Raw genomic sequence first — 20,912 nt, 5'->3', positions numbered from 1 at the left:
TTTTAGTGAAGTATTTTACATCCAAAATGAAATAATTATATTTTTAACCCCGTCCCCAATTTAGAACGGGGTTATGTTTGTTCTGTTATAAAGCCGCACCTTTCCCGCACTCTTCTTTAAACCGAAGCTCAAAAGTATCCGCTGTAATGTCATCAGCTTTTGGAAAAGCCCGTAATTTCGGATGAAGTAGCCATACGAGGGAAATGAATAAAATCCCGATGCTAGCAAGCGCGAAAATGAGTTGGCTACTATATACATTCGCAGTGTATCCGCCAATTAAAGAGCCGAGTGGCATAGCAATTGTGCCCATGCTTCGTGTGACTGAATTGATACGCCCAAGATATTGGTTTGGAATTACAATTTGACCAATAGTCGCAAATAATATGTTGGTCGCACCAATTGGTATCCAAGCTAAGCCGAATAAAAAAATGGATAACCATTGAAACGGTACAACTGTAGAGAGAAACCAAAAGAAAGCGCCAGTCGCAAAGCTAATAATGGAGACACGGCCAACATTATGTTTACCAACCCATGAACTGAATAGTGCTCCAATTAAACAACCGGCGGATATAGCGGCTAAAAAGAAACCATATAATTTTACACCGCCTAAAGAATCAGCGAAAGAAGGGAGTATTGCCATCGTCATACCGATTGAAAAATTAGCGACAACGGAACCGATTAAGAATACGCCCATTAAGGAACGGAAGACAATTGAAAAACCTTCTTTTAAATCAGAGAAATATTGTTTAGTTGAAAGTGATGTGCCCGTTTCGGTTTGCTTTGGTATTTTCAATGAAAAGAACAAAAGGGCAGTAATTGCGAATGTGAAAGAGTCAATTACATATAAAGTGATCGCGCCAAATAGTGCTACTAATATTCCAGAAAGCGTCGTACAAATTAAATCAATGCCTTGATATGCAAATGAGAAGAGTGAATTTCCTTTTAATAATTGTGTTTTATACAGTAGAAGTGGTAAAGCTTTTGATTGTGCGGGATAGGCGAATTGTTCAATAAAGGCTACGATAGGCATGATGATGAGTAGTAGGTGGACTGTTAGTAGGTCGAAGTAGTGTGTAATAGGAATGATTAAAATAAGAATGCATTGCAGAACTTGTGTAATGACGAGGGTGTTTTTAATGGACCATCTATCAACGAATGGACCAGTAAGAAATTGTAATGCAGAAGGTAATAACGTAAGGGAACCAGCCAATCCAGAATAAAAAGGATTACCACTTAATTTGTATACGAGCCACATCGCGGCTACATAATACAAACTATCTCCTATGTTGGTGAAAATTCTTCCTAAAAATAATAAGAGGAAATTCCGGTTTTTTAATATGTCCACTTTATCTACTCCTTTATAATAAATTTATTCGGTAAAATAAATTTGACCGTTTATGTAAAAAAAATCGTATTACGATTTTTCTTCTTTTTTAATAAATTGCTGCATTGTTCTCTCAGCGATTTGAAGTGCAGTAGTAGAAATATAATAAGGTTTGCTATTCGGATCTTTATCTGCACCTTTTGTGATTTCGTTTAATTCAGCCATTAATTCATAAAACTTTTTCACCCACACTTGAAATTGTTCTGGCGTAGCATCAAATTCCCAGCAGGATGAAACGTAATTCCACTTAGCTGGATCTTCACTTGCATTTTGTAATGTAAAAGCTTCTTCTGGTGCAGCGAGAATTTGGCTTTTCGTTCTTTCTATCATTTGTAAAAAGATTTGGCGACCTGATTCGCTTACTATCTCTAAATGAGGTAATAGATCTGTAGCAGGGGTGAAGCCTTTCGCGACAGATTGATAAAACTTTTGAATAATCCCATTCTTTTCCTCTGTATAAACGATCTCTATAAGACCATTCTTTTCTAATTCTTTTAAATGATAATGAATTTTCGCCCTTGAAATGCCGAATTTCTCAGATAGTAATTGTCCAGTATAAGGACGTTCGCATAGACGTATCATCATTTCGGCACGTAGTGGATCGCTTAATGCTTTTAGTTGGCTATAAGTAGTTAGTGTTAATACGGGCTTCAAAATGATCAACTCCTTAAATGAAATTACTCGGTCAATATTATTTGACTGAATTGTATCAAGGATTTCAATTATTTTCAATACTTTCTGAAAATTAAATCTTACCCTCTGTAATCTTCTGTTCATATTCCGTTCATATTTCTTTTTTATGATAAGTGCATAGAAAGAAAGAGGAAGGAGCGAGCGAAATGTTTTTAGCTCTGCGTGAATTAAAACAATCAAAATTACGATACGGATTAATCGGATTGATTATGGTGTTATTATCATTTTTAGTCCTTGTTATTTCAGGATTAGCAAATGGATTATCATATGATAATGCTTCATCGATTCAAAATATGGAGGCAAATAAGTTCGTTTTAGCAGATGATGCGGAAAATAAATTACTTCGTTCACAAATTAAGAAAGACGATGTAGATAACGTAGTAAATCAAGTGGGCGAGAAAGAGGCAGTTCCATTTCGGGTGAAAGTTTCAACGTATGAAAAGAAAGATAGTTCGAAAAAGGTTGATATCGCTATTTTCTCAAGTGAACGCGATACATTTTTAGAACCGAACATTGTAAAAGGTGAGAAGTTAGGTACAGCAAACAACGAAATGGTTGCTGATGAATCAATTAAAGAAAAAGGAATCGATATTGGGGATACAATTATCGATCCTGTTTCAAAGAAAGAATTTAAAATCGTCGGATTTACGAAAGATCAAATGTTTAGCCATACACCAGTCGTTTATGTAAATGAAGACGTATGGGGCGCTATTTCACAACCAAACCAAAAAGATTATAGTGCAATCGCACTTAACACAGATAAAGAAATTAAAAATGCTCACGTTATCGATAAAAAAGAAGTACTGCAAAGTATTCCAGGATTTAAAGAAGAGCAAGGAACGTTAACGATGATTATTGCGTTCTTACTTGTAATCGCTGCATTACTAATTGGTGTATTCTTCTACGTCATTACACTGCAAAAAACACAGCAACTAGGTGTATTAAAAGCAATTGGTACGAAGAACTCGTATTTAGCAAATAGCTTAGTCGTACAGGCGTTATTCTTATCAGTCGTTGCGATGGTAATTAGTATCGTTCTTGTACAAGGGTTAGAACAAATTTTACCAGCGGGTATGCCGTTCTTATTAACAACACCGATGATTGCACAATACGCAGCAATCTTTATCGTAATTAGTATTTTAGGAACACTTATTTCGTTATACCAAGTATTAAAAGTTGATGCATTAGAAGCAATTGGAGGCGGGATGTAATGACTTCATTATTAAAATTAGAAAAAGTAAGTAAAGTGTATGGAGAAGGAAATACGGAAGTAACAGCCCTTCATCCGATGTCGCTTGATGTGAAAGCTGGAGAATTTATCGGAATCGTTGGCCCTTCTGGATCAGGGAAAAGTACGTTATTATCGATCGCGGGTGCTTTATTATCACCGTCAAAAGGAGATATTTACATTCGTGAGCAAAATATTACACAGTTATCGGAAAAGGAAATGACAGACATTCGTTTGAAAAAAATCGGTTTCATCTTCCAGTTTGCAAACCTTGTTCCATATTTAAATGTGAAAGAACAATTGCTTTATATTGCAAAGCTAAAAAAGGAAAGTAAACAAGAATCCGAAAAGCGTGCAGATCATTTATTAGCGGCATTTGGATTAGGAGAAAGAAAAAATCATTATCCAAATCAACTATCTGGTGGGGAAAAACAAAGGGTAGCAATCGCTCGTGCGTTCATGAACAATCCGGATTTAATATTAGCGGATGAGCCAACGGCGAGCTTAGACTCAAAACGTGCACGTGAAGTCGTAGAAATGATGAAACGTGAAGTGAAAGAGAGCCAAAAAGCAGCAATTATGATTACACATGATGAAAGAATGCTTGATGTATGTGATCGTATATTGACGCTGAGAGATGGACAGTTAATATAAAAAAAGGAAAACCGTACATGTATGTGCGGTTTTCCTTTTTTTAATGGATTTATTTAGAGAATAACGTTTTAATTTTATTACGAGTAAGTAATAAAATCCCGCCTAATACAGATAGCATTCCTAGAGCCATATTGTTTGATTGCTCGCTACCAGCGTTAGGAAGTTCTTTAGCGTTATTGTTTTTAGTACCATTATCTGCTTGCGTTTGTTTAGACTGTGATACTTCATTAATCTTGTTATCAACATTTTGCTTCGTTGTATGTAACTCAGCTAATTTGTCGTCAATTTTTTTCTCAGTATGCTTAAAGTCGTTGATTTTAATATCTAAGTCTTGTTTTTTCTTTGTTAAATCGTCTGAAACAGTTTGTTTCGATTGTTTAATTTCGTTAATTTTATTTAGTAAATCTTCTCTAGCCTTTTGTAATTCAGCTAGTTTGTTTTTTACATCTTGTTTAGCTAGTTCTAAGTTAGCGGAAAGACTGTCTAAATTGCCTTTAATTTTCTTAAGTTCCTCTAACGTGTTACCAGTATTCGGCTTGTTTTCTTTTAGTTCAGCGAGTTTGTCTTCAGCAGTTTGTTTCGCTTTCTTTAACTCAGCTAATTTTTCATCTACTTGTTTTTTAACTTCCTTAAGTTCATTAACCTTTTGATCAATGTTCTCTTTATGTTGCTTCATTTCATTCACTTTTTCATCGACAGTTTGTTTATGTTCTTTAATCTCATTCACTTTGTTATCGATATTTTGTTTATGCTCTTTTACTTCAGCAACTTTATCTTCTACTTGTTTTTTATGCTCTTTAATTTCAGCGATTTTATCTTCGGCGATTTGTTTGTCTTGCTGAAGTTTTGCATCTAGTTCTTGTTTATGCTGTTTAACTTCGTTAATCTTTTCATCAGCAACTTGTTTACGTTCATGTAGTTCATTCACCTTAGTATCAACATTTTCCTTAACTTTGTTAAGTTCATTTAATGTTTGATCCACGTTTTCTTTATGCTGCTGTAATTTCGCATCTAACTCTTGTTTATGTTGCTTAATTTCAGCTAATCGATCTCCCGTACTTTGCTGAGGAGTAGCATCATTTACTTCTGCATGAGCAGAGTTTGCGCCAGCAATCATTGCTAAAGCTAGTGTAGACGCAGCGATTGTTTGTTTTGTTTTCATATTTTTGTACCTCTTTTCTTTCATATGCATGAGCTGTTTTGTGTAAAATTGAGCATATAGAAGTAGATTCTTCCATCATTATATACCATCTGCGCCGTCTAGAGGAAGTATTTGCATAATAATCTATGATTATGTAATTTTTATAATCTCTTATTTCGGATAGGGGAGTACTCTTTAGCGATATGAATAATTTTTAATATAGTAGAGTTTACATCCTTACTATTACGAATAACAAACAAATAATCAGCTTCATTTTCTACAGGATCTACTACGTCTTCATGTAGTGATTCAGCTTGTTGGCGATGGAGTACTTCTTTGAAACTGGAATAGTTCCCCCTAAAAATATTTGTACTTCGTTTACTAAGGCCCACTCTTTCATAAAGTACATCATCTGGGATGTCAAAGTGAACTAATATGCGTACATATTCATTCTGTGGAAATAATTCGTTTAGTAAATAGAATCTTCCGTTTTTACTGCGATTGGAATTACAAATAATAAGGTGTAAATTTGAATGTTCTTTCGCATAATCAACAATGAATTTTGAAAGACCGTGCTTAAATGTATTAGGGCCTTTAGCCGGCTGTAATTTTTCGTAATGCGTGTTAATAAATTCAGCTTGATTATCTTGATCCATAACGAAAGAGTGGGGTAACTCTTTTTCTAATGCTCTTGCAAATGTAGTTTTTCCACTGTGTGTTTTTCCAACTGTAATGATGACTAATCTTTTCATGACGCCCTCCATTTGTGTTGTTATGAACTGGAATATTCGGTGTAGATCGAAATCTTCCTGCTAGAGATTACACAAATTATTGGAGCGTTAGTAGGCTGAAAACTTGACAAAAAAACTTATTTATGCTATAATTTACCAATATAAAAATAAGGTGTATAATAGGGTTCTCCTGGCCAGGGGAACCCTATTTTTGTTGTGAAAATGAAGGAGAGTGTATGTGCGTGAAACAAGGTGAAGCAAGTGTAACGTCGTTAGTATCGGCTTTCAGCAGAGTATATCATAGTGACTTTGATAATTCTAAAATCTTTGATGATTATGTAGCTAAAGATTTCATTTCACAAAAAGAACGTAACGATATTGAAACGAACATGGTTAAAGGGATACACTTTTTCAATAAAGATATCGCAGAGCAGTTTCAAGACAATCCAAAAGAAATATTAAAATGGATTACACAAGTTCAGTTATCACCAACACCTTTAGCACGTGCGGCATATTGTGAAAGAGTATTCTTACATGAAATTACATTAGGAGCAAAACAATACGTCATACTCGGTGCAGGCTTAGATACGTTCAGTCTTAGACACCGAGAATTAGAAAATAAAATAGAAATATTTGAAGTGGATCATCCTTCTACGCAAGCGTCTAAGAAGGAAAGAATAAAAGAAGCAGAACTTGAAGTTCCAAATAACCTTCATTTTGTTTCAATGGATTTTACGAAAGAATTTTTCTATGAACAGTTACGCAATGAAGGATTTGAAAATAAAAAGACTTTCTTTAGTCTTTTAGGTGTTTCGTATTATTTAACAAAAGAAGAGTTTTCTAGTTTAATAGAATGTTTATTCGCTATGGTTCCAGAAGGGAGTTCTATCGTTTTCGATTATCCCGATGAAAACTTATTTACGGAAAAGGGACTGTCCAATCGAGTTGAAAATATGGTGAAAATGGCTGAGGTAGGCGGAGAACCGATGAAATCATGTTATTCTTATGCCGAAATGGAAGCACTGTTAGAGAAGGTGGGCTTACTTATTTATGAGCATTTATCACCAGAGGACATAAATACATTATATTTTGAAGGAAGAAATGATTATTTGAAAGCTTTTGAGACGGTGCATTATGTACATGCGGTGAAAAGGTAAGAAATTAGTAGGCATGGAGAGGAATCTCTGTGTCCTTTTTTATAAAAAAGGAAATGAGCTGTAGTGGTGGAAAATATAATTATAAATATATAATATATATAAATTAATGTTTTGTAGAAACTAAAGGAAAGGGGAAATAGAAGATGTTGAAATTACGAGGAAAATACAATGAAGCGAAAGTGTATACTACGAATGTAGAAGAAACGGCAGCAGGTCAAATTATTGATCTTTGTAACCAAGAATTCGTAAAGGATAGCAAGATTCGTATTATGCCAGATACACATGCGGGCGCAGGTTGTACGATTGGGACAACAATGACAATTCAAGATAAGATTGTTCCTAATTTAGTTGGGGTTAACTAATTGGCTCAGACTTTAAACTACTCACTCAATTGACTGGGAACCCTAACGATAAAAGGCGAGGGCAATCAGCAGCCAGTGGTTATGGTGACATAATCGAATGGTTCAGAGACTTGTACCATGTTAGCAGACTAAGGTACAGAATTATTCCTCATCCATTTTGAATTGAAGAGGAATAATTAATACGGTGAGCCTACAGTAGAGACTGCATATCTCGATGACTGTAGAGAAGGTATAGTCCACTCTTTCAGGAAACTGAGAGGTAAGTACGATATTGGTTGTGGCATGGAAGTTGTTATGATTAATAAGAAAAAAGAGGAAATCAACTTCGATCGCTTAGACGAAACGATACGTAAATTTGTCCCAAGTGGTTTTCGTATTCGAGATAAGGAACATAGATTTTCAAAAATGATTGATTTTGATAGTGTAAGAGCCCCGTTTACATTGCAACGTGCTCAAAAAAGTATTGGTACACTTGGCGGGGGCAATCATTTTGTCGAACTGAATGAGGATGATAAAGGAAATGTATACATTGTCATTCATAGTGGTTCGCGTAATTTAGGGAAACAGGTAGCAGAGTATTATCAAAACTTTGCTTACGAGCAACTTATAAACGTTAAATCTATTAAAGAAGAAATCATTGAACGTTTAACGAAAGAAGGTAGACAACAAGAAATACATGAAGCTTTACGTGAAATTAAGAAACCGGTGATTCGCAAAGAATTAGCTTATTTAGAAGGACAAGGATTTAAAGATTACATGAATGATATGAAAATTGCTCAAAAATATGCGGAGTTAAATCGTAAAGCAATGATTGATGAAATCGTCACTAAAATGGATTGGAAAGTAACAGATCAATTCACTACAATCCATAACTACATCGATATGGACAATATGATTCTACGAAAAGGTGCTATTTCAGCTCAGAAAGATGAACGAGTAATCATTCCAATTAATATGAGAGACGGTTCTATCATTGCATTTGGTAAAGGGAATCCAGATTGGAACTTTTCTGGCCCGCATGGAGCAGGGCGTATTATGAGTCGTAAGAAGGCGAAAGAAGTACTTAACTTAGAGGATTTTCAAAATACAATGACAGAGGTTTGGACTACATCTGTTGCAGAAAGTACTTTAGATGAAGCACCAATGGTATATAAGCCAATGGATGAGATTGTTGAGAATACAAAGGACACAATTGATATTAAACATATTATTAAGCCACTTTATAATTTTAAGGCTAATTAAAAGAGGAGTAACGTTTATTAAATGAAGAGAACTTGAAAAGAGAGCGTATTTTGTGGCGGTTATATAACAAAGATTAAAAAGACAACATATCAAACGAAGAGATTCATCATATTCATTTACATTTATGTAATGTTAAAGACTAGAAAGCTAGATTGGCGCGAATTACTAATTGTGGAGTGTGAAAAAAAGACAAAATCTCTTAAAAAACACTTAATTTTTTATTCCATCTATCTTTACAATCCCTCCTTATAATGTGAATTGGACAAGCACCTAAGAGAAAGCAGAACATGTCAGTTTGTACATTCTATTATTAGGGGGAGAATTTGTATGAAAAAGACAGTTGCTTCGTTAGCAGTTATGGCGGCATTATTACCGACGTTTTCAGTGCATGCGGAAGGGAAAGAGCAAGCCCGAAAATCAGCTACAACTTTTAATGTTATTAGTGATATTCAAGGTGATTTAGGGGATTTTGATCATGTGCTAAAAGATATGAACAAAGTGACGCCACTTTCTAGAGCGCTTATTATGAATGGGGATATAACGCCGACTGGAAAACAGTCACAATATGATGATGTAAAGCGTGTGTTAAATAAAAATAAGCATCCAGAAAATGTATGGTCTACTGTTGGGAATCATGAGTTTTATGCTGGTAAATGGACAGCAGATGGGAAACTCTCTCAAAGTACATGGCCAAATGGTGTAAATGAGGAAACTTTATTTAACCGCTATCTGAAATTTAGTGGACAAGAAAAGGTATATCATAAAAAAGAATTAGATGGCTATCCACTTTTATTTTTAGGAACTGAAAAATATATGAAATACCACGATTCAAAAATGTGGGACGAAGTATATATGAGTGATGAGCAATTAGGTTGGTTAAAACAAAATTTAGAAGAGTATAGTCAAAAAGATAAAAATAAGCCAATCTTTATTTTCTCTCATCACGTTTTACCTGATACAGTATCTGGATCAAGACAATCACCATATTTACAAGATTATTTAAACGTGGATAAATTGTACGATATATTAAAAGACTATCCGCAAGTTGTTTTCTTCACGAGTCATACACATTGGGATTTAAACTTATCTGACTGGGCTGGTAAAAAGAAAATTACAGGCGGAGATGAAAAAGGTTTTACTGTTGTAAATACGGGCGGGATTGAAACAGGCTGGATGTCAGCAGGACCAAATGGAGGAGAGAAAACTGCTCCAGATGGCTATTCATTTAAACAAGGGTTACAAGTGAAAGCATATGGTAACGATGTAATTGTGACGCTTACGATTACAAACGTGATAAGGATATAAAGAAGTTATTAATTAGTGATTCAAAAATTGCGCAGATGGCACCAAATGTAACGGCAGATGATCGTAAAAATATAATTGTCGGTGCAAATGAATATATGGAGTATTCTATAGAAGGAACGAATGAGTGGCATACGTATAGTCAAGCAAATCCTCCGAAATTTGATGGAGATAAAACTGTATACGTACGTCATAAAGGTGAAATGAATTTAGAGCCGGGATTAACGCAGTTACTTCGTTTTTCGGTAAATAAGTGATTGGAGGGAGTCTGCATTTGAATGTGTGGGCTCTTTTTTTGTTGCTGAGAAAGGGGTTGCCTGTCTGTCGTTTTTTGTCGATAGATCGATATATTAAGAAAATCGTTGATATACTGCAAGTTACGATCGATATATTTGAAAAATCGTTGATATATTGTAAGTAATGAACGATATATTAAAAAAATCGTTGATGTAAATTTCATGTACCGTAATTAAGTTAAAATCATTAATACGGTTTTACTTATCAAAATGAAATTCTAATACATTTTTAACCCATAAAGATGACTTCACCATTTTTACATGTAATAATAGTAACGTTACATATATTGCGAAAGAAGTACAAAAGGAGCGTTACAATGAATTTAGCTAAATTCCCGAGAAAAAAATATACAGAATCCTATACACCAATTGAAAAGTTAAACAATTTTTCTGAAGCACTTGGTGGCCCGACTATTTATTTTAAACGAGATGATTTACTTGGTTTAACAGCCGGTGGCAATAAGACGAGAAAGTTAGAATTTCTAGTTGCAGATGCACAGGAAAAGGGTGCAGATACGTTAATTACAGCTGGTGGTATTCAGTCAAATCATTGCCGCCTGACACTTGCTGCTGCGGTAAAAGAAAAAATGAAATGTATTCTTGTATTAGAGGAAGGGCTTGAGCCAGAAGAGAAGAGAGCCTTTAACGGAAACTATTTCTTATATCACTTATTAGGTGCTGAAAACGTCATTGTTGTACCGAACGGAGCAGACCTGATGGAAGAGATGCATAAAGTAGCACAAGAAGTAAGTGAAAAAGGTAGTACACCATATGTAATTCCAGTTGGTGGATCAAACCCTACGGGCGCAATGGGATACGTTGCTTGTGCCCAAGAAATTATGGCGCAATCATTTGAGCAAGGAATTGATTTCAGTTCAGTTGTTTGCGTAAGCGGTAGCGCTGGTATGCATGCGGGTTTAATTACTGGTTTTTCTGGAACGCAAAGTCATATTCCTGTAATCGGGATTAACGTAAGTAGAGGAAAAGCTGAGCAAGAAGAGAAAGTAGCAAAACTTGTAGATGAAACTTCAGCACACGTTGGTATTCCAAACTTTATCCCGCGCGACGCTGTTACGTGCTTTGATGAATATGTAGGACCAGGCTATGCGTTACCAACGCCGGAAATGGTAGAGGCAGTTCAGTTACTTGCGAAAACAGAAGGTATTTTACTTGATCCAGTGTATACAGGTAAGGCAGTAGCGGGATTAATCGACTTAATTAGAAAAGGTAAATTTAATAAGGAAGACAATATTTTATTCGTACATTCAGGTGGTTCACCAGCTTTATATGCGAATACGTCTCTATTTGCGTAAGTGTAAAAAGCATTGGGTAACCAATGCTTTTTTTGTTATATACTGGAATTGTCGGGAGGTAGGAGGATTATATGAACTCAAATTTAAAAGGGATCATATATACGGTACTCGGCATTTCTATTCTATTAATCTTATTTGTAGCTTATAGGGTGTATTCTTATTTTACATTTTAAAAGCGTAATGGAAGTGAACCATTATATACACTAAAGGCGGAGAGCGCTATGCAAATGAGAAATTTGTATTTAGTCTTCAGCGTGATTTTTTGAAAATAAAAAGGTGGAAATGTCTCGTTCAGCTGATTATCAGTTTGTTTTTCAGTTTAAAAATCCGAAAATAGAAGCGAAAGCTGTTTTATATCAAATGTGGATTAGTCCTAATAAGGATAAAGTAGAAATAATGGCGGGGGATAATCAGTACGCTCAATTAGCAGAGAAAGACGCAGCTGCTTTTATGAAGATTGTTACTGGTGAGAAGTTAGCTGAATAAAAGTATATGGTAGATTTTGCTCTCTAATTCCCCGCTTATTTTTCGCTTTGAGGGATAATTAGTGAGAAATATCGAATGAGAAGTAATCGTGAAATAGTAAAGAATATATTCACTGCTAAAAGAAGAGTTGTTTAAAAAACTCTCCGCATCGTTATGTAATGTTAATAAGAAGAAGTAGAAGGTAGAAGTAAATCTAAATAAAACCCAAAAGGGATAAATAGGAAAATGTAGAATCTTTATATATAAGATGTTCTGAATTTTTAGATATAAGGTAGAGTGGAGGAAGAAAGATGATTCAATTTCCTATGGAAGATGCTGAACAATTTTTTAGATCCTATAGTATTGGTAGGTTTACAGTTAGTGAAGATGAAGGAAAATTAATTTTTAGTACAAACTTAAATGGTCATTCTAATTTATGGGCGATGGATTTACCCAATTTATCCCCTTATCCCTTAACATATTGTAATCAATCAAGCAATTTTATTAAAATGGATTCTTTAAATCGATTTATTTTAGCTGGATTTGATAAAGATGGGGATGAAAATTATCATATTTATGCATTAAAACCAGAGGGTGGTGGATTGCTTGAATTGATTCCAGCAGGAGAGACAGAAAAGGATTACTTTGTGCATTTAACAGAGGATGGGGAACGATTATACTATGTCACAAGTAAAGATAACCCAATGTTCTTAAACTCTCGTTGTTATAATATACGCACAAAAGAAGATACGCTGTTGTTAACTGGTGTGGAGACACCTACATATGTAGAGGCAGTAAGTCCGAATGAATCAAGTTACATTGTTTTAAAGTCATATGGTAATACATATAATGTAGGATATGTAAAAAAAGGAGAAGAACTTATTTGTTTAGTACCTTCCATTGAGAAAGAACATACTGTAGGCTCCATTTCTTATATTGATGAAAATACAGTGATTTTCGTTACAAATTATGAAGAAGAGTTTTCCTATGTAGCTTCTTTTGATTTAAATAAACAGGAATTCAAACCAATCTGTAAAATAGAGAAGGAAGATATTTCCGATATAAAATGGCATGCTGAAACAAAAAATGGCTACATTGTTTCGTCGAAAGGTGTTACAGATAGGTTATATAAATTTGTATGGGATAAAAAAGAGTTAATTCTATTGAATTCTCCGGTAGATACGATAAGTCAAATTGAAATTACAAAATCGGAAAATTTATATTTACTAGGTGAAAGTGCGAAGAAAACAGCAAACATCTATTACAAGAAGAATAGAGATACAGAATGGGCAGCATTAACAAAAAACTATGTTATTGGTCTATCTGAATCTTCTTTTGTTGAACCGGATGTTATAACATATGCCTCTTTTGATGGGTTAAACATAGAAGCATTATTATTCCGGGCGAAAGGAGAAGTACAAAACGGATATACAATATTTTGGCCTCATGGTGGTCCACAAAGTGCTGAGACGAAAGATTTCAGAGCATTATTTCAATATTTATTAAGGCAGGGATATAATATTTTTGCGCCAAACTTTAGAGGTAGTACAAGATATGGTTCAACGTTTACAAAAATGATTGAAGGTGATTGGGGAGAAGCACCGCGTTTAGATTGTGTAGCAGGGATCGAATGGTTATTTGAACAGGGGATATCAACTCCTGATAAATTATTTGTTATGGGCGGTAGTTATGGAGGATATATGACCTTATTGCTTCACGGGCGTCATTCAGAGTATTTCCGTGCAGCCATTGACATTTTTGGACCTAGCAATTTATTTAGTTTTATCGAATCTATGCCTGAAAATTGGAAACCGCTCGCAGTTAATTTAATAGGTGATATTAATAATGATAAAGATAAGCTTATACAAGATTCACCAATTACTTACTTAAATCAAATGAATAAACCACTCCTTATCATCCAAGGGGCAAATGATCCACGAGTTGTAAAGGAAGAATCGGATCAAATTTTTCAAGCGTTGCAAAAACAAGGAGTAGATGTAGAATACCTAGTATTAGACGATGAAGGGCATGGATTTTCAAAAAAAGAAAATGAAATATATGTATATCGTCGCATAACAGAATTTTTAGCAAAGCATAAGTAAAAGAAATGGCATTTTACGGGTTATGATCATATCGCTATCAGGCTAAAAATGCAGAGAAATGACAATGAAATTATTGAATAAACAAGAATGAAACAACTTAATTGTTACGTAACAAAAACGCTATTCTTTCCCTAGAATCATAGGAAGAGATGGCGTTTTTGTTATGAACTTATCGATTTTTTATGAACTGGAATTGTTGTCTAAAGAGTTGCAACAGATTTTTTTATAAATTGAAAGACAAGGAGACGAACTTGGATGGAGTATTGGAAGCACACAATAAATATATTGAGGAGTACATGTTTGAAAACATTAAATCAATGGAAAATGAAATATTTTGTTGGAATGTCTGAGCTGCGGACCAATTCTATCACTTTAATTAACTAAAAGAAGAACTTCCCCATCCCGATTAGACTACTGATCATTCCTATTCCACTCATGGTGCCTTTTCCTGCTGTAAGTAAGTTTCCAAGCATTCCTGGCTGACCGTTACCTCCGTTATTTCCCCATCCCATTGGGGCCCACGGACTACCCCATCCTGGAGGGTTTCCAAAAACACCCGAGTTATTGGTATTGAAATGAAAAGGCTTAGTTGGCGGCGATAGTAAAGCGGCAAGATGCCCTTGTGCGAACATCCCTGTATGATTGAATGGTTGCGCCCAGGGGAAGGAAGGTTTTTGAAAATTAAAACCTTCATGACCTGGTAGTGGAGTCCAATTATCGGGATGTCCTTGGGGCATCATCCCTGCATAATTGATTGGCTGCCCCCAAGAGAAGGGAGGGGGTTGGGGACTGAACCCCGTATAATTGGCTGGTGAATCCCAACTAACTGGATAGACTCGGTAACTCCAATTCTCAGGAAGCTTCAAATCATTCATTACCTCAGATTTAGTTATTTCGGGCTGTGAATATAATGAAATTTGGTTAGTATATTGTTCCCCGTTTCCCTTTGAATTCAAATACCAATATTGGTGCATACGCTTATTCTCCTCACTTTAAAAATGTAATGTTAGACTTAGCCTATGTAATATTCCTTTTTATGGATGGTTACATAACTAGATCTACAAGCCTGTATTTAAAGGAATGGGTGTGTGGACTTGTTGATTTAAAGTTTCACTTTATTTTAGAAGGGTATTTTCAGTTGCTTCTTTTATATATTTCAGCCTAATTTAAATTTCGTTAACAAACATTTTTATAAAGGTTTAATCAACAAAAAGATTTTAAAATGTTATGTTGGGCAAGTGGAATTGCTAAAAAGAGAATATCCATTCGAAGAGTTTGGCAAAATACTGCAAGGGTAATGTTTTCTTGTGCAAATATGTAAACGATTTAAACGAATCAATGAAATTTATAATGAAGGGGCAATTAAATATATGAGTGAAACATTACATAAAAGAAAACCACCATATTTAATGCTTGTAATTCTTTTTATTGGGGCATTTGTTTCATTTCTAAATAACTCGCTTTTAAATGTAGCCTTGCCATCAATAATGAAAGATTTAGACATTCAAGATTATTCAACGATCCAGTGGCTTTCTACAGGGTATATGCTTGTAAGTGGTATATTAATTCCGGCATCAGCATTTTTAATAACGCGTTTCTCGAATAGAAGCCTATTTATTACCTCTATGGTGATTTTTATTCTTGGTACTGCCTTAGCGGCTGTAGCGCCGAATTTTGGTTTATTACTTACTGGTCGGATGGTTCAAGCGGCAGGCTCTTCAGTTATGGGGCCTTTGTTAATGAATATTATGCTAGTAAGCTTTCCGAGAGAAAAAAGGGGAACAGCAATGGGGATTTTTGGACTAGTTATGATTACAGCTCCAGCAATTGGACCGACACTATCAGGTTATATTGTCGAGTATTATGACTGGCGTTTGCTTTTTGAAATGATTTTACCGTTAGCAATCATTAGCTTACTGTTAGGGATTTGGAAATCTGAGAATGTCATGAAACAAAACAAAAATGCAAAACTTGATTATCTCTCATTACTATTATCTTCTGTCGGTTTTGGCGGTTTGTTATATGGATTCAGTTCTGCAAGCTCCGATGGTTGGACAAATAAAGTTGTCTTAACAACCTTAATCATAGGTGCTATTGCCCTAATTGCTTTCATTATTCGTCAATTAAAAATGGATGAGCCGTTATTGGATTTACGTGTTTACAAGTACCCAATGTTTGCACTTGCGTCTGTAATTGCAATTGTTAACGCGGTGGCCATGTTTTCGGGTATGATTTTAACACCAGCTTATGTACAAAACGTCCGTGGTATTTCGCCGCTGAGCTCTGGGCTGATGATGCTTCCAGGTGCGGTTATAATGGGGATTATGTCACCAATTACAGGTAAACTATTTGATAAATATGGTCCTCGGATTCTTGGCATAGTGGGGCTTTCCATTACAGCTGTTTCAACTTATATGCTAGCAAACCTGCAACTCGACTCTAGTCACACACATATTATTCTTATTTACACACTGCGGATGTTTGGGATGGCGATGGTGATGATGCCACTTATGACAAATGGTCTTAATCAATTACCAACTCGTTTAAATCCGCACGGTACAGCTGTTAATAATACAGCTCAACAAGTGTCCGGTTCGATTGGTACTGCTATCCTTGTTACGATTATGAACTCTGTAACAAACACAAAAGCTGAAAGTTTAATGTCTGATATAGATCCAACAACCTTTACAGAAACTACGAAGGCAATAGTAACTCAGAAGGCTTTATTATCTGGAATTCAATATTCATTTTATGTAGCGCTTGGCATGAATGTTGTTGCACTACTATTAGTTTTTTTCGTTAAACGTGTAGATACAAGTGCGGAGGCTGTCGAGAAGTTAAATCGGTAGAGAAGAATAAAACGCTAGATAAAGATTCCTACAAGTTTTTTTGCTGCTAAGGCGCCGGTATTTAAAGCTAGAAAAAACTAAAAGAAGCAGGGAAATAATTATATAGTAAAAGAGGACCTGATGTTCATATCAGGTCCTCTTTCATTAATAACAAGGTATACTTGCTTATCGTATTGGTTTAACTAAACTACTGATTTTTCGAATACTACAATCTTAAGCTCGTCAACTTCTCTATTTTTGGGTGTTTTAGAAGAAAATGAATCAAAATAATCTTTTTTATAAACAAATACAAGAGATGAGATCCGTTTGCAATTTCTCATAAACATTACAAGTTTAGATTATCTTTTAACACCAACATTAAAAGGCTCCAATTATATTTATTCGCTTCATTTTAATTTAGTATTTTTCTACAAGTTATAAATCTAATTGCCAAGCTTATACTCAATATCATAATCATGAATAGTTAGGGAAAAGATAAAATAAGGTAATCAATTACATATCTTTATCCCAGGCGATTAGTTGCTATTTCCTCTTTATTAAATGGGATATGTTATCCCGCATTAACGGGCAGTAAGACCCCCACCTCAAAATTTAGCGGAAGCAAAGAAGTTAGGTGGGGGACCAACTGCCCGTAAAAGCCCGATTGGTTCAACTAATAATCAGTGGGGGATGAACAAAACCCCCACTGATTAAAGTTTCACTTTATTTCATGCTTTTTTGAAAGGGTGTTTTAAATGGAAAAAAAAGTATCTGCCATTCCTCAGCCGAAAACATATGGACCGCTGGGTAATCTCCCATTAATCGATAAAGATAAACCGACGCTATCCTTTATCAAGATAGCGGAAGAGTATGGTCCCATTTTTCAAATTCAAACTTTAAGTGATACCATCATTGTCGTTTCTGGACATGAATTGGTAGCAGAAGTTTGTGATGAAACACGGTTCGATAAAAGTATAGAGGGTGCTTTAGCAAAAGTTCGTGCCTTTGCTGGGGACGGATTATTTACTAGCGAGACTCACGAGCCTAACTGGAAAAAAGCTCATAATATTTTGATGCCTACATTTAGCCAACGGGCAATGAAAGATTACCATGCCATGATGGTCGATCTTGCTGTACAACTCGTTCAAAAATGGGCACGGCTTAATCCGAATGAAAACGTAGATGTTCCGGAGGATATGACTCGTCTTACGTTAGATACAATTGGTCTATGTGGTTTTAATTACCGATTTAATAGCTTTTATCGTGAGACCCCTCATCCTTTTATTACTAGCATGAGCCGTGCTCTAGATGAGGCGATGCACCAATTGCAGCGGCTAGATATAGAAGACAAACTTATGTGGAGAACGAAACGTCAATTTCAGCATGATATTCAATCCATGTTTTCTTTAGTAGATAATATTATTGCTGAACGTAAAAGTAGTGGAAATCAGGAAGAAAATGATTTACTTTCCCGTATGTTAAATGTACAAGATCCGGAAACTGGTGAAAAACTAGATGATGAAAACATTCGTTTCCAAATTATCACTTTTTTAATAGCTGGACATGAGACAACAAGTGGATTGTTATCTTTTGCAATTTACTTTTTATTAAAGAATCCGGATAAGTTGAAAAAAGCCTATGAAGAAGTAGACCGTGTTTTGACAGATCCTACTCCAACATACCAACAAGTTATGAAACTGAAGTATATACGGATGATTTTAAATGAATCACTGCGTCTATGGCCTACCGCTCCAGCATTCAGTCTCTATGCAAAAGAAAATACAGTGATTGGCGGGAAATACCCAATTAAGAAAGGAGAAGATCGTATTTCTGTTCTTATTCCACAGCTACATAGGGATAAAGATGCATGGGGAGACAATGTAGAAGAATTCCAACCTGAACGATTTGAAGAGCTGGATAAGGTTCCTCATCATGCTTATAAGCCATTTGGAAATGGCCAGAGAGCATGTATCGGTATGCAATTTGCACTTCATGAAGCCACTCTTGTAATGGGAATGCTTCTTCAACATTTTGAATTAATCGATTATCAAAACTATCAGCTGGACGTAAAACAAACATTAACGCTAAAGCCCGGTGATTTTAAGATTAGGATTCTACCCCGAAAACAAACTATTAGTCATCCTACTGTTCTTGCACCTACAGAGGACAAGCTGAAAAACGATGAAATTAAGCAGCACGTCCAGAAGACACCTTCTATTATTGGGGCCGATAATCTTTCACTTCTTGTTCTGTATGGCTCGGATACAGGTGTAGCAGAAGGTATTGCAAGAGAATTAGCAGATACAGCTAGTTTAGAAGGAGTTCAAACGGAAGTGGTAGCTCTTAACGATCGAATTGGAAGTTTGCCAAAAGAAGGAGCGGTACTTATTGTGACTTCTTCTTATAATGGAAAACCGCCAAGTAATGCAGGGCAGTTTGTGCAATGGTTGGAGGAACTAAAACCAGATGAGCTAAAAGGGGTTCAATACGCAGTTTTTGGTTGTGGAGATCATAATTGGGCTAGTACCTACCAACGGATTCCAAGATACATTGATGAGCAGATGGCTCAAAAAGGAGCAACAAGATTTTCTAAACGCGGAGAAGCAGATGCAAGTGGTGATTTCGAGGAACAGCTTGAGCAATGGAAACAAAACATGTGGTCTGATGCGATGAAGGCATTTGGATTGGAGCTCAACAAAAATATGGAAAAAGAGCGCAGTACTTTGAGTCTGCAATTTGTTAGTCGTCTTGGAGGATCTCCTCTTGCACGAACATATGAAGCAGTTTATGCATCTATACTAGAAAATCGTGAACTCCAATCACCCAGCAGTGATAGAAGTACACGACATATCGAGGTATCTTTGCCAGAAGGCGCTACATATAAAGAAGGAGACCACCTTGGAGTGTTGCCAGTTAATAGCGAGAAAAATATCAACCGAATTTTAAAACGTTTTGGATTAAATGGGAAGGATCAAGTTATACTGAGTGCAAGTGGACGAAGTATAAATCACATACCTTTAGACAGTCCTGTTAGTTTATTGGACCTTCTTAGTTATAGTGTTGAAGTTCAAGAAGCTGCCACTCGAGCACAAATACGAGAAATGGTAACATTCACAGCATGTCCTCCTCATAAAAAAGAATTGGAAGCATTATTAGAAGAAGGAGTTTACCATGAACAAATACTAAAGAAACGGATTTCAATGTTGGACCTTCTTGAAAAGTATGAGGCTTGTGAAATCCGATTTGAACGCTTTTTAGAACTTCTTCCTGCGCTCAAACCGCGTTACTATTCTATTTCAAGCTCTCCACTCGTTGCACACAATCGTCTGAGCATTACGGTCGGTGTTGTTAATGCGCCTGCATGGAGTGGAGAAGGGACATATGAAGGCGTCGCTTCTAATTACTTAGCTCAGCGTCATAGTAAAGATGAGATTATCTGTTTCATTCGAACGCCACAATCAAACTTTGAATTGCCTAAAGATCCAGAAACACCAATTATTATGGTTGGGCCAGGTACTGGAATTGCACCATTCCGTGGATTCTTGCAAGCGCGTCGTGTTCAAAAGCAAAAAGGTATTAACTTAGGACAAGCGCATCTATATTTTGGTTGTCGTCATCCTGAAAAAGATTATCTCTATCGTACAGAACTAGAAAATGATGAAAGAGATGGATTAATCTCTTTACACACAGCTTTTTCTCGTCTAGAGGGACATCCAAAAACATATGTACAGCATTTAATAAAACAAGATAGAATCAATTTAATTTCGTTATTAGATAATGGAGCTCATCTTTATATATGTGGTGATGGAAGTAAAATGGCTCTGGATGTAGAAGATACCCTTTGTCAAGCGTATCAAGAAATTCATGAAGTCAGTGAACAAGAAGCAAGAAATTGGTTGGATCGTGTGCAAGATGAAGGGCGATATGGAAAAGATGTTTGGGCTGGTATATGAATGTTTCTTAATTAGTTACGTATTAACTAATGAATTTTTTTCGAATAAATTTCACTTTATT

The 20,912-nt window shown here is 35.6% G+C and carries 14 protein-coding genes and 2 pseudogenes; 11 read left to right on the top strand and 5 right to left on the bottom strand.

The window, feature by feature from the left end; all coding sequences use genetic code 11:
- Window positions 1-85: 85 nt before the first annotated feature.
- The gene (locus MHH27_RS16605) at window positions 86-1,345 is read right to left on the bottom strand and encodes an MFS transporter (RefSeq protein ID WP_340943401.1); all 1,260 of its coding nucleotides are present in this window, start codon (window positions 1,343-1,345) and stop codon (window positions 86-88) included.
- A 69-nt stretch (window positions 1,346-1,414) separates the two neighbouring features.
- Window positions 1,415-2,038, bottom strand: coding sequence for an ArsR/SmtB family transcription factor (locus tag MHH27_RS16600; protein ID WP_000805789.1), 624 nt, complete (start codon window positions 2,036-2,038; stop codon window positions 1,415-1,417).
- Between the two features lie 185 nt (window positions 2,039-2,223).
- On the opposite strand from MHH27_RS16600, the gene MHH27_RS16595 reads away from it, so the two are divergent.
- Both MHH27_RS16595 and MHH27_RS16590 read left to right on the top strand, forming a co-directional pair.
- Window positions 2,224-3,288: an ABC transporter permease gene (locus MHH27_RS16595; RefSeq protein ID WP_071731913.1), complete on the top strand. Its 1,065-nt coding sequence runs from the start codon at window positions 2,224-2,226 to the stop codon at window positions 3,286-3,288.
- Entirely contained in the window at window positions 3,288-3,959 is a 672-nt protein-coding gene (locus MHH27_RS16590; protein ID WP_340943398.1) for an ABC transporter ATP-binding protein, read from the top strand. The genes MHH27_RS16595 and MHH27_RS16590 overlap by 1 nt, the downstream gene beginning before the upstream one ends.
- Window positions 3,960-4,008: 49 nt before the next feature.
- Here MHH27_RS16590 and MHH27_RS16585 read toward each other — a convergent pair whose 3' ends face one another.
- Window positions 4,009-5,121 (bottom strand): LPXTG cell wall anchor domain-containing protein, encoded by a 1,113-nt coding sequence (locus MHH27_RS16585; protein ID WP_075717665.1) that lies wholly within the window; start codon window positions 5,119-5,121, stop codon window positions 4,009-4,011.
- A gap of 140 nt (window positions 5,122-5,261) precedes the next feature.
- Window positions 5,262-5,852, bottom strand: a complete 591-nt coding sequence (locus tag MHH27_RS16580; RefSeq protein ID WP_097945808.1) for an AAA family ATPase — start codon at window positions 5,850-5,852, stop codon at window positions 5,262-5,264.
- Between the two features lie 215 nt (window positions 5,853-6,067).
- On the opposite strand from MHH27_RS16580, the gene MHH27_RS16575 reads away from it, so the two are divergent.
- The 7 genes and pseudogenes from MHH27_RS16575 (at window position 6,068) to MHH27_RS16545 (ending at window position 14,070) form a co-directional block, all read left to right on the top strand.
- Entirely contained in the window at window positions 6,068-6,988 is a 921-nt protein-coding gene (locus MHH27_RS16575) for a class I SAM-dependent methyltransferase (protein WP_097945805.1), read from the top strand.
- Window positions 6,989-7,131: 143 nt separating this feature from the next.
- Window positions 7,132-7,350, top strand: a complete 219-nt coding sequence (locus MHH27_RS16570; protein ID WP_000916247.1) for an RtcB family protein — start codon at window positions 7,132-7,134, stop codon at window positions 7,348-7,350.
- Between the two features lie 282 nt (window positions 7,351-7,632).
- Window positions 7,633-8,592 carry an RtcB family protein gene (locus MHH27_RS16565; protein WP_097945802.1) on the top strand — a complete coding sequence of 320 codons (960 nt, stop codon included), beginning with the start codon at window positions 7,633-7,635 and terminating at the stop codon, window positions 8,590-8,592.
- 327 nt (window positions 8,593-8,919) lie between these two features.
- Window positions 8,920-10,151, top strand: a pseudogene (locus MHH27_RS16560) (DUF4073 domain-containing protein).
- A gap of 356 nt (window positions 10,152-10,507) precedes the next feature.
- Window positions 10,508-11,503, top strand: coding sequence for a D-cysteine desulfhydrase (locus MHH27_RS16555; protein WP_097945797.1), 996 nt, complete (start codon window positions 10,508-10,510; stop codon window positions 11,501-11,503).
- Window positions 11,504-11,764: 261 nt separating this feature from the next.
- Window positions 11,765-11,989: pseudogene (locus tag MHH27_RS16550) on the top strand (hypothetical protein); the annotation flags it as partial.
- A 290-nt stretch (window positions 11,990-12,279) separates the two neighbouring features.
- Window positions 12,280-14,070 (top strand): S9 family peptidase, encoded by a 1,791-nt coding sequence (locus MHH27_RS16545; RefSeq protein ID WP_098566724.1) that lies wholly within the window; start codon window positions 12,280-12,282, stop codon window positions 14,068-14,070.
- 380 nt (window positions 14,071-14,450) lie between these two features.
- Here the strand turns inward: MHH27_RS16545 and MHH27_RS16540 are convergent, their stop codons facing one another.
- Complete coding sequence (locus MHH27_RS16540; protein WP_000554433.1) at window positions 14,451-15,044, bottom strand: hypothetical protein; 594 nt, start codon at window positions 15,042-15,044, stop codon at window positions 14,451-14,453.
- Window positions 15,045-15,440: 396 nt separating this feature from the next.
- Between MHH27_RS16540 and MHH27_RS16535 the strand changes: the two genes are divergently transcribed.
- Together MHH27_RS16535 and cypD are read left to right on the top strand one after the other, a co-directional pair.
- Window positions 15,441-16,919, top strand: coding sequence for a DHA2 family efflux MFS transporter permease subunit (locus tag MHH27_RS16535; protein WP_340943385.1), 1,479 nt, complete (start codon window positions 15,441-15,443; stop codon window positions 16,917-16,919).
- Window positions 16,920-17,653: 734 nt separating this feature from the next.
- Entirely contained in the window at window positions 17,654-20,851 is a 3,198-nt protein-coding gene (gene cypD, locus MHH27_RS16530; protein ID WP_340943383.1) for a bifunctional P-450/NADPH--P450 reductase, read from the top strand.
- Window positions 20,852-20,912: the final 61 nt, after the last annotated feature.

Source organism: Bacillus sp. FSL L8-0152, from assembly GCF_038006365.1.
In the GTDB taxonomy this organism is placed as follows: domain Bacteria; phylum Bacillota; class Bacilli; order Bacillales; family Bacillaceae_G; genus Bacillus_A; species Bacillus_A cereus.
This window is presented reverse-complemented; position numbering and strand designations above follow the sequence as displayed.

What these genes read in the sequence shown, in the direction of transcription:
- MHH27_RS16595 (WP_071731913.1), top strand. Translation starts at nt 2,224, where the DNA reads ATGTTTTTAGCTCTGCGTGAATTAAAACAATCAAAATTACGATACGGA.
- MHH27_RS16590 (WP_340943398.1), top strand. Translation starts at nt 3,288, where the DNA reads ATGACTTCATTATTAAAATTAGAAAAAGTAAGTAAAGTGTATGGAGAA.
- MHH27_RS16585 (WP_075717665.1), bottom strand. Translation starts at nt 5,121, where the DNA reads ATGAAAACAAAACAAACAATCGCTGCGTCTACACTAGCTTTAGCAATG.
- MHH27_RS16580 (WP_097945808.1), bottom strand. Translation starts at nt 5,852, where the DNA reads ATGAAAAGATTAGTCATCATTACAGTTGGAAAAACACACAGTGGAAAA.
- MHH27_RS16575 (WP_097945805.1), top strand. Translation starts at nt 6,068, where the DNA reads ATGTGCGTGAAACAAGGTGAAGCAAGTGTAACGTCGTTAGTATCGGCT.
- MHH27_RS16570 (WP_000916247.1), top strand. Translation starts at nt 7,132, where the DNA reads ATGTTGAAATTACGAGGAAAATACAATGAAGCGAAAGTGTATACTACG.
- MHH27_RS16565 (WP_097945802.1), top strand. Translation starts at nt 7,633, where the DNA reads ATGGAAGTTGTTATGATTAATAAGAAAAAAGAGGAAATCAACTTCGAT.
- MHH27_RS16555 (WP_097945797.1), top strand. Translation starts at nt 10,508, where the DNA reads ATGAATTTAGCTAAATTCCCGAGAAAAAAATATACAGAATCCTATACA.
- MHH27_RS16545 (WP_098566724.1), top strand. Translation starts at nt 12,280, where the DNA reads ATGATTCAATTTCCTATGGAAGATGCTGAACAATTTTTTAGATCCTAT.
- MHH27_RS16540 (WP_000554433.1), bottom strand. Translation starts at nt 15,044, where the DNA reads ATGCACCAATATTGGTATTTGAATTCAAAGGGAAACGGGGAACAATAT.
- MHH27_RS16535 (WP_340943385.1), top strand. Translation starts at nt 15,441, where the DNA reads ATGAGTGAAACATTACATAAAAGAAAACCACCATATTTAATGCTTGTA.
- cypD (WP_340943383.1), top strand. Translation starts at nt 17,654, where the DNA reads ATGGAAAAAAAAGTATCTGCCATTCCTCAGCCGAAAACATATGGACCG.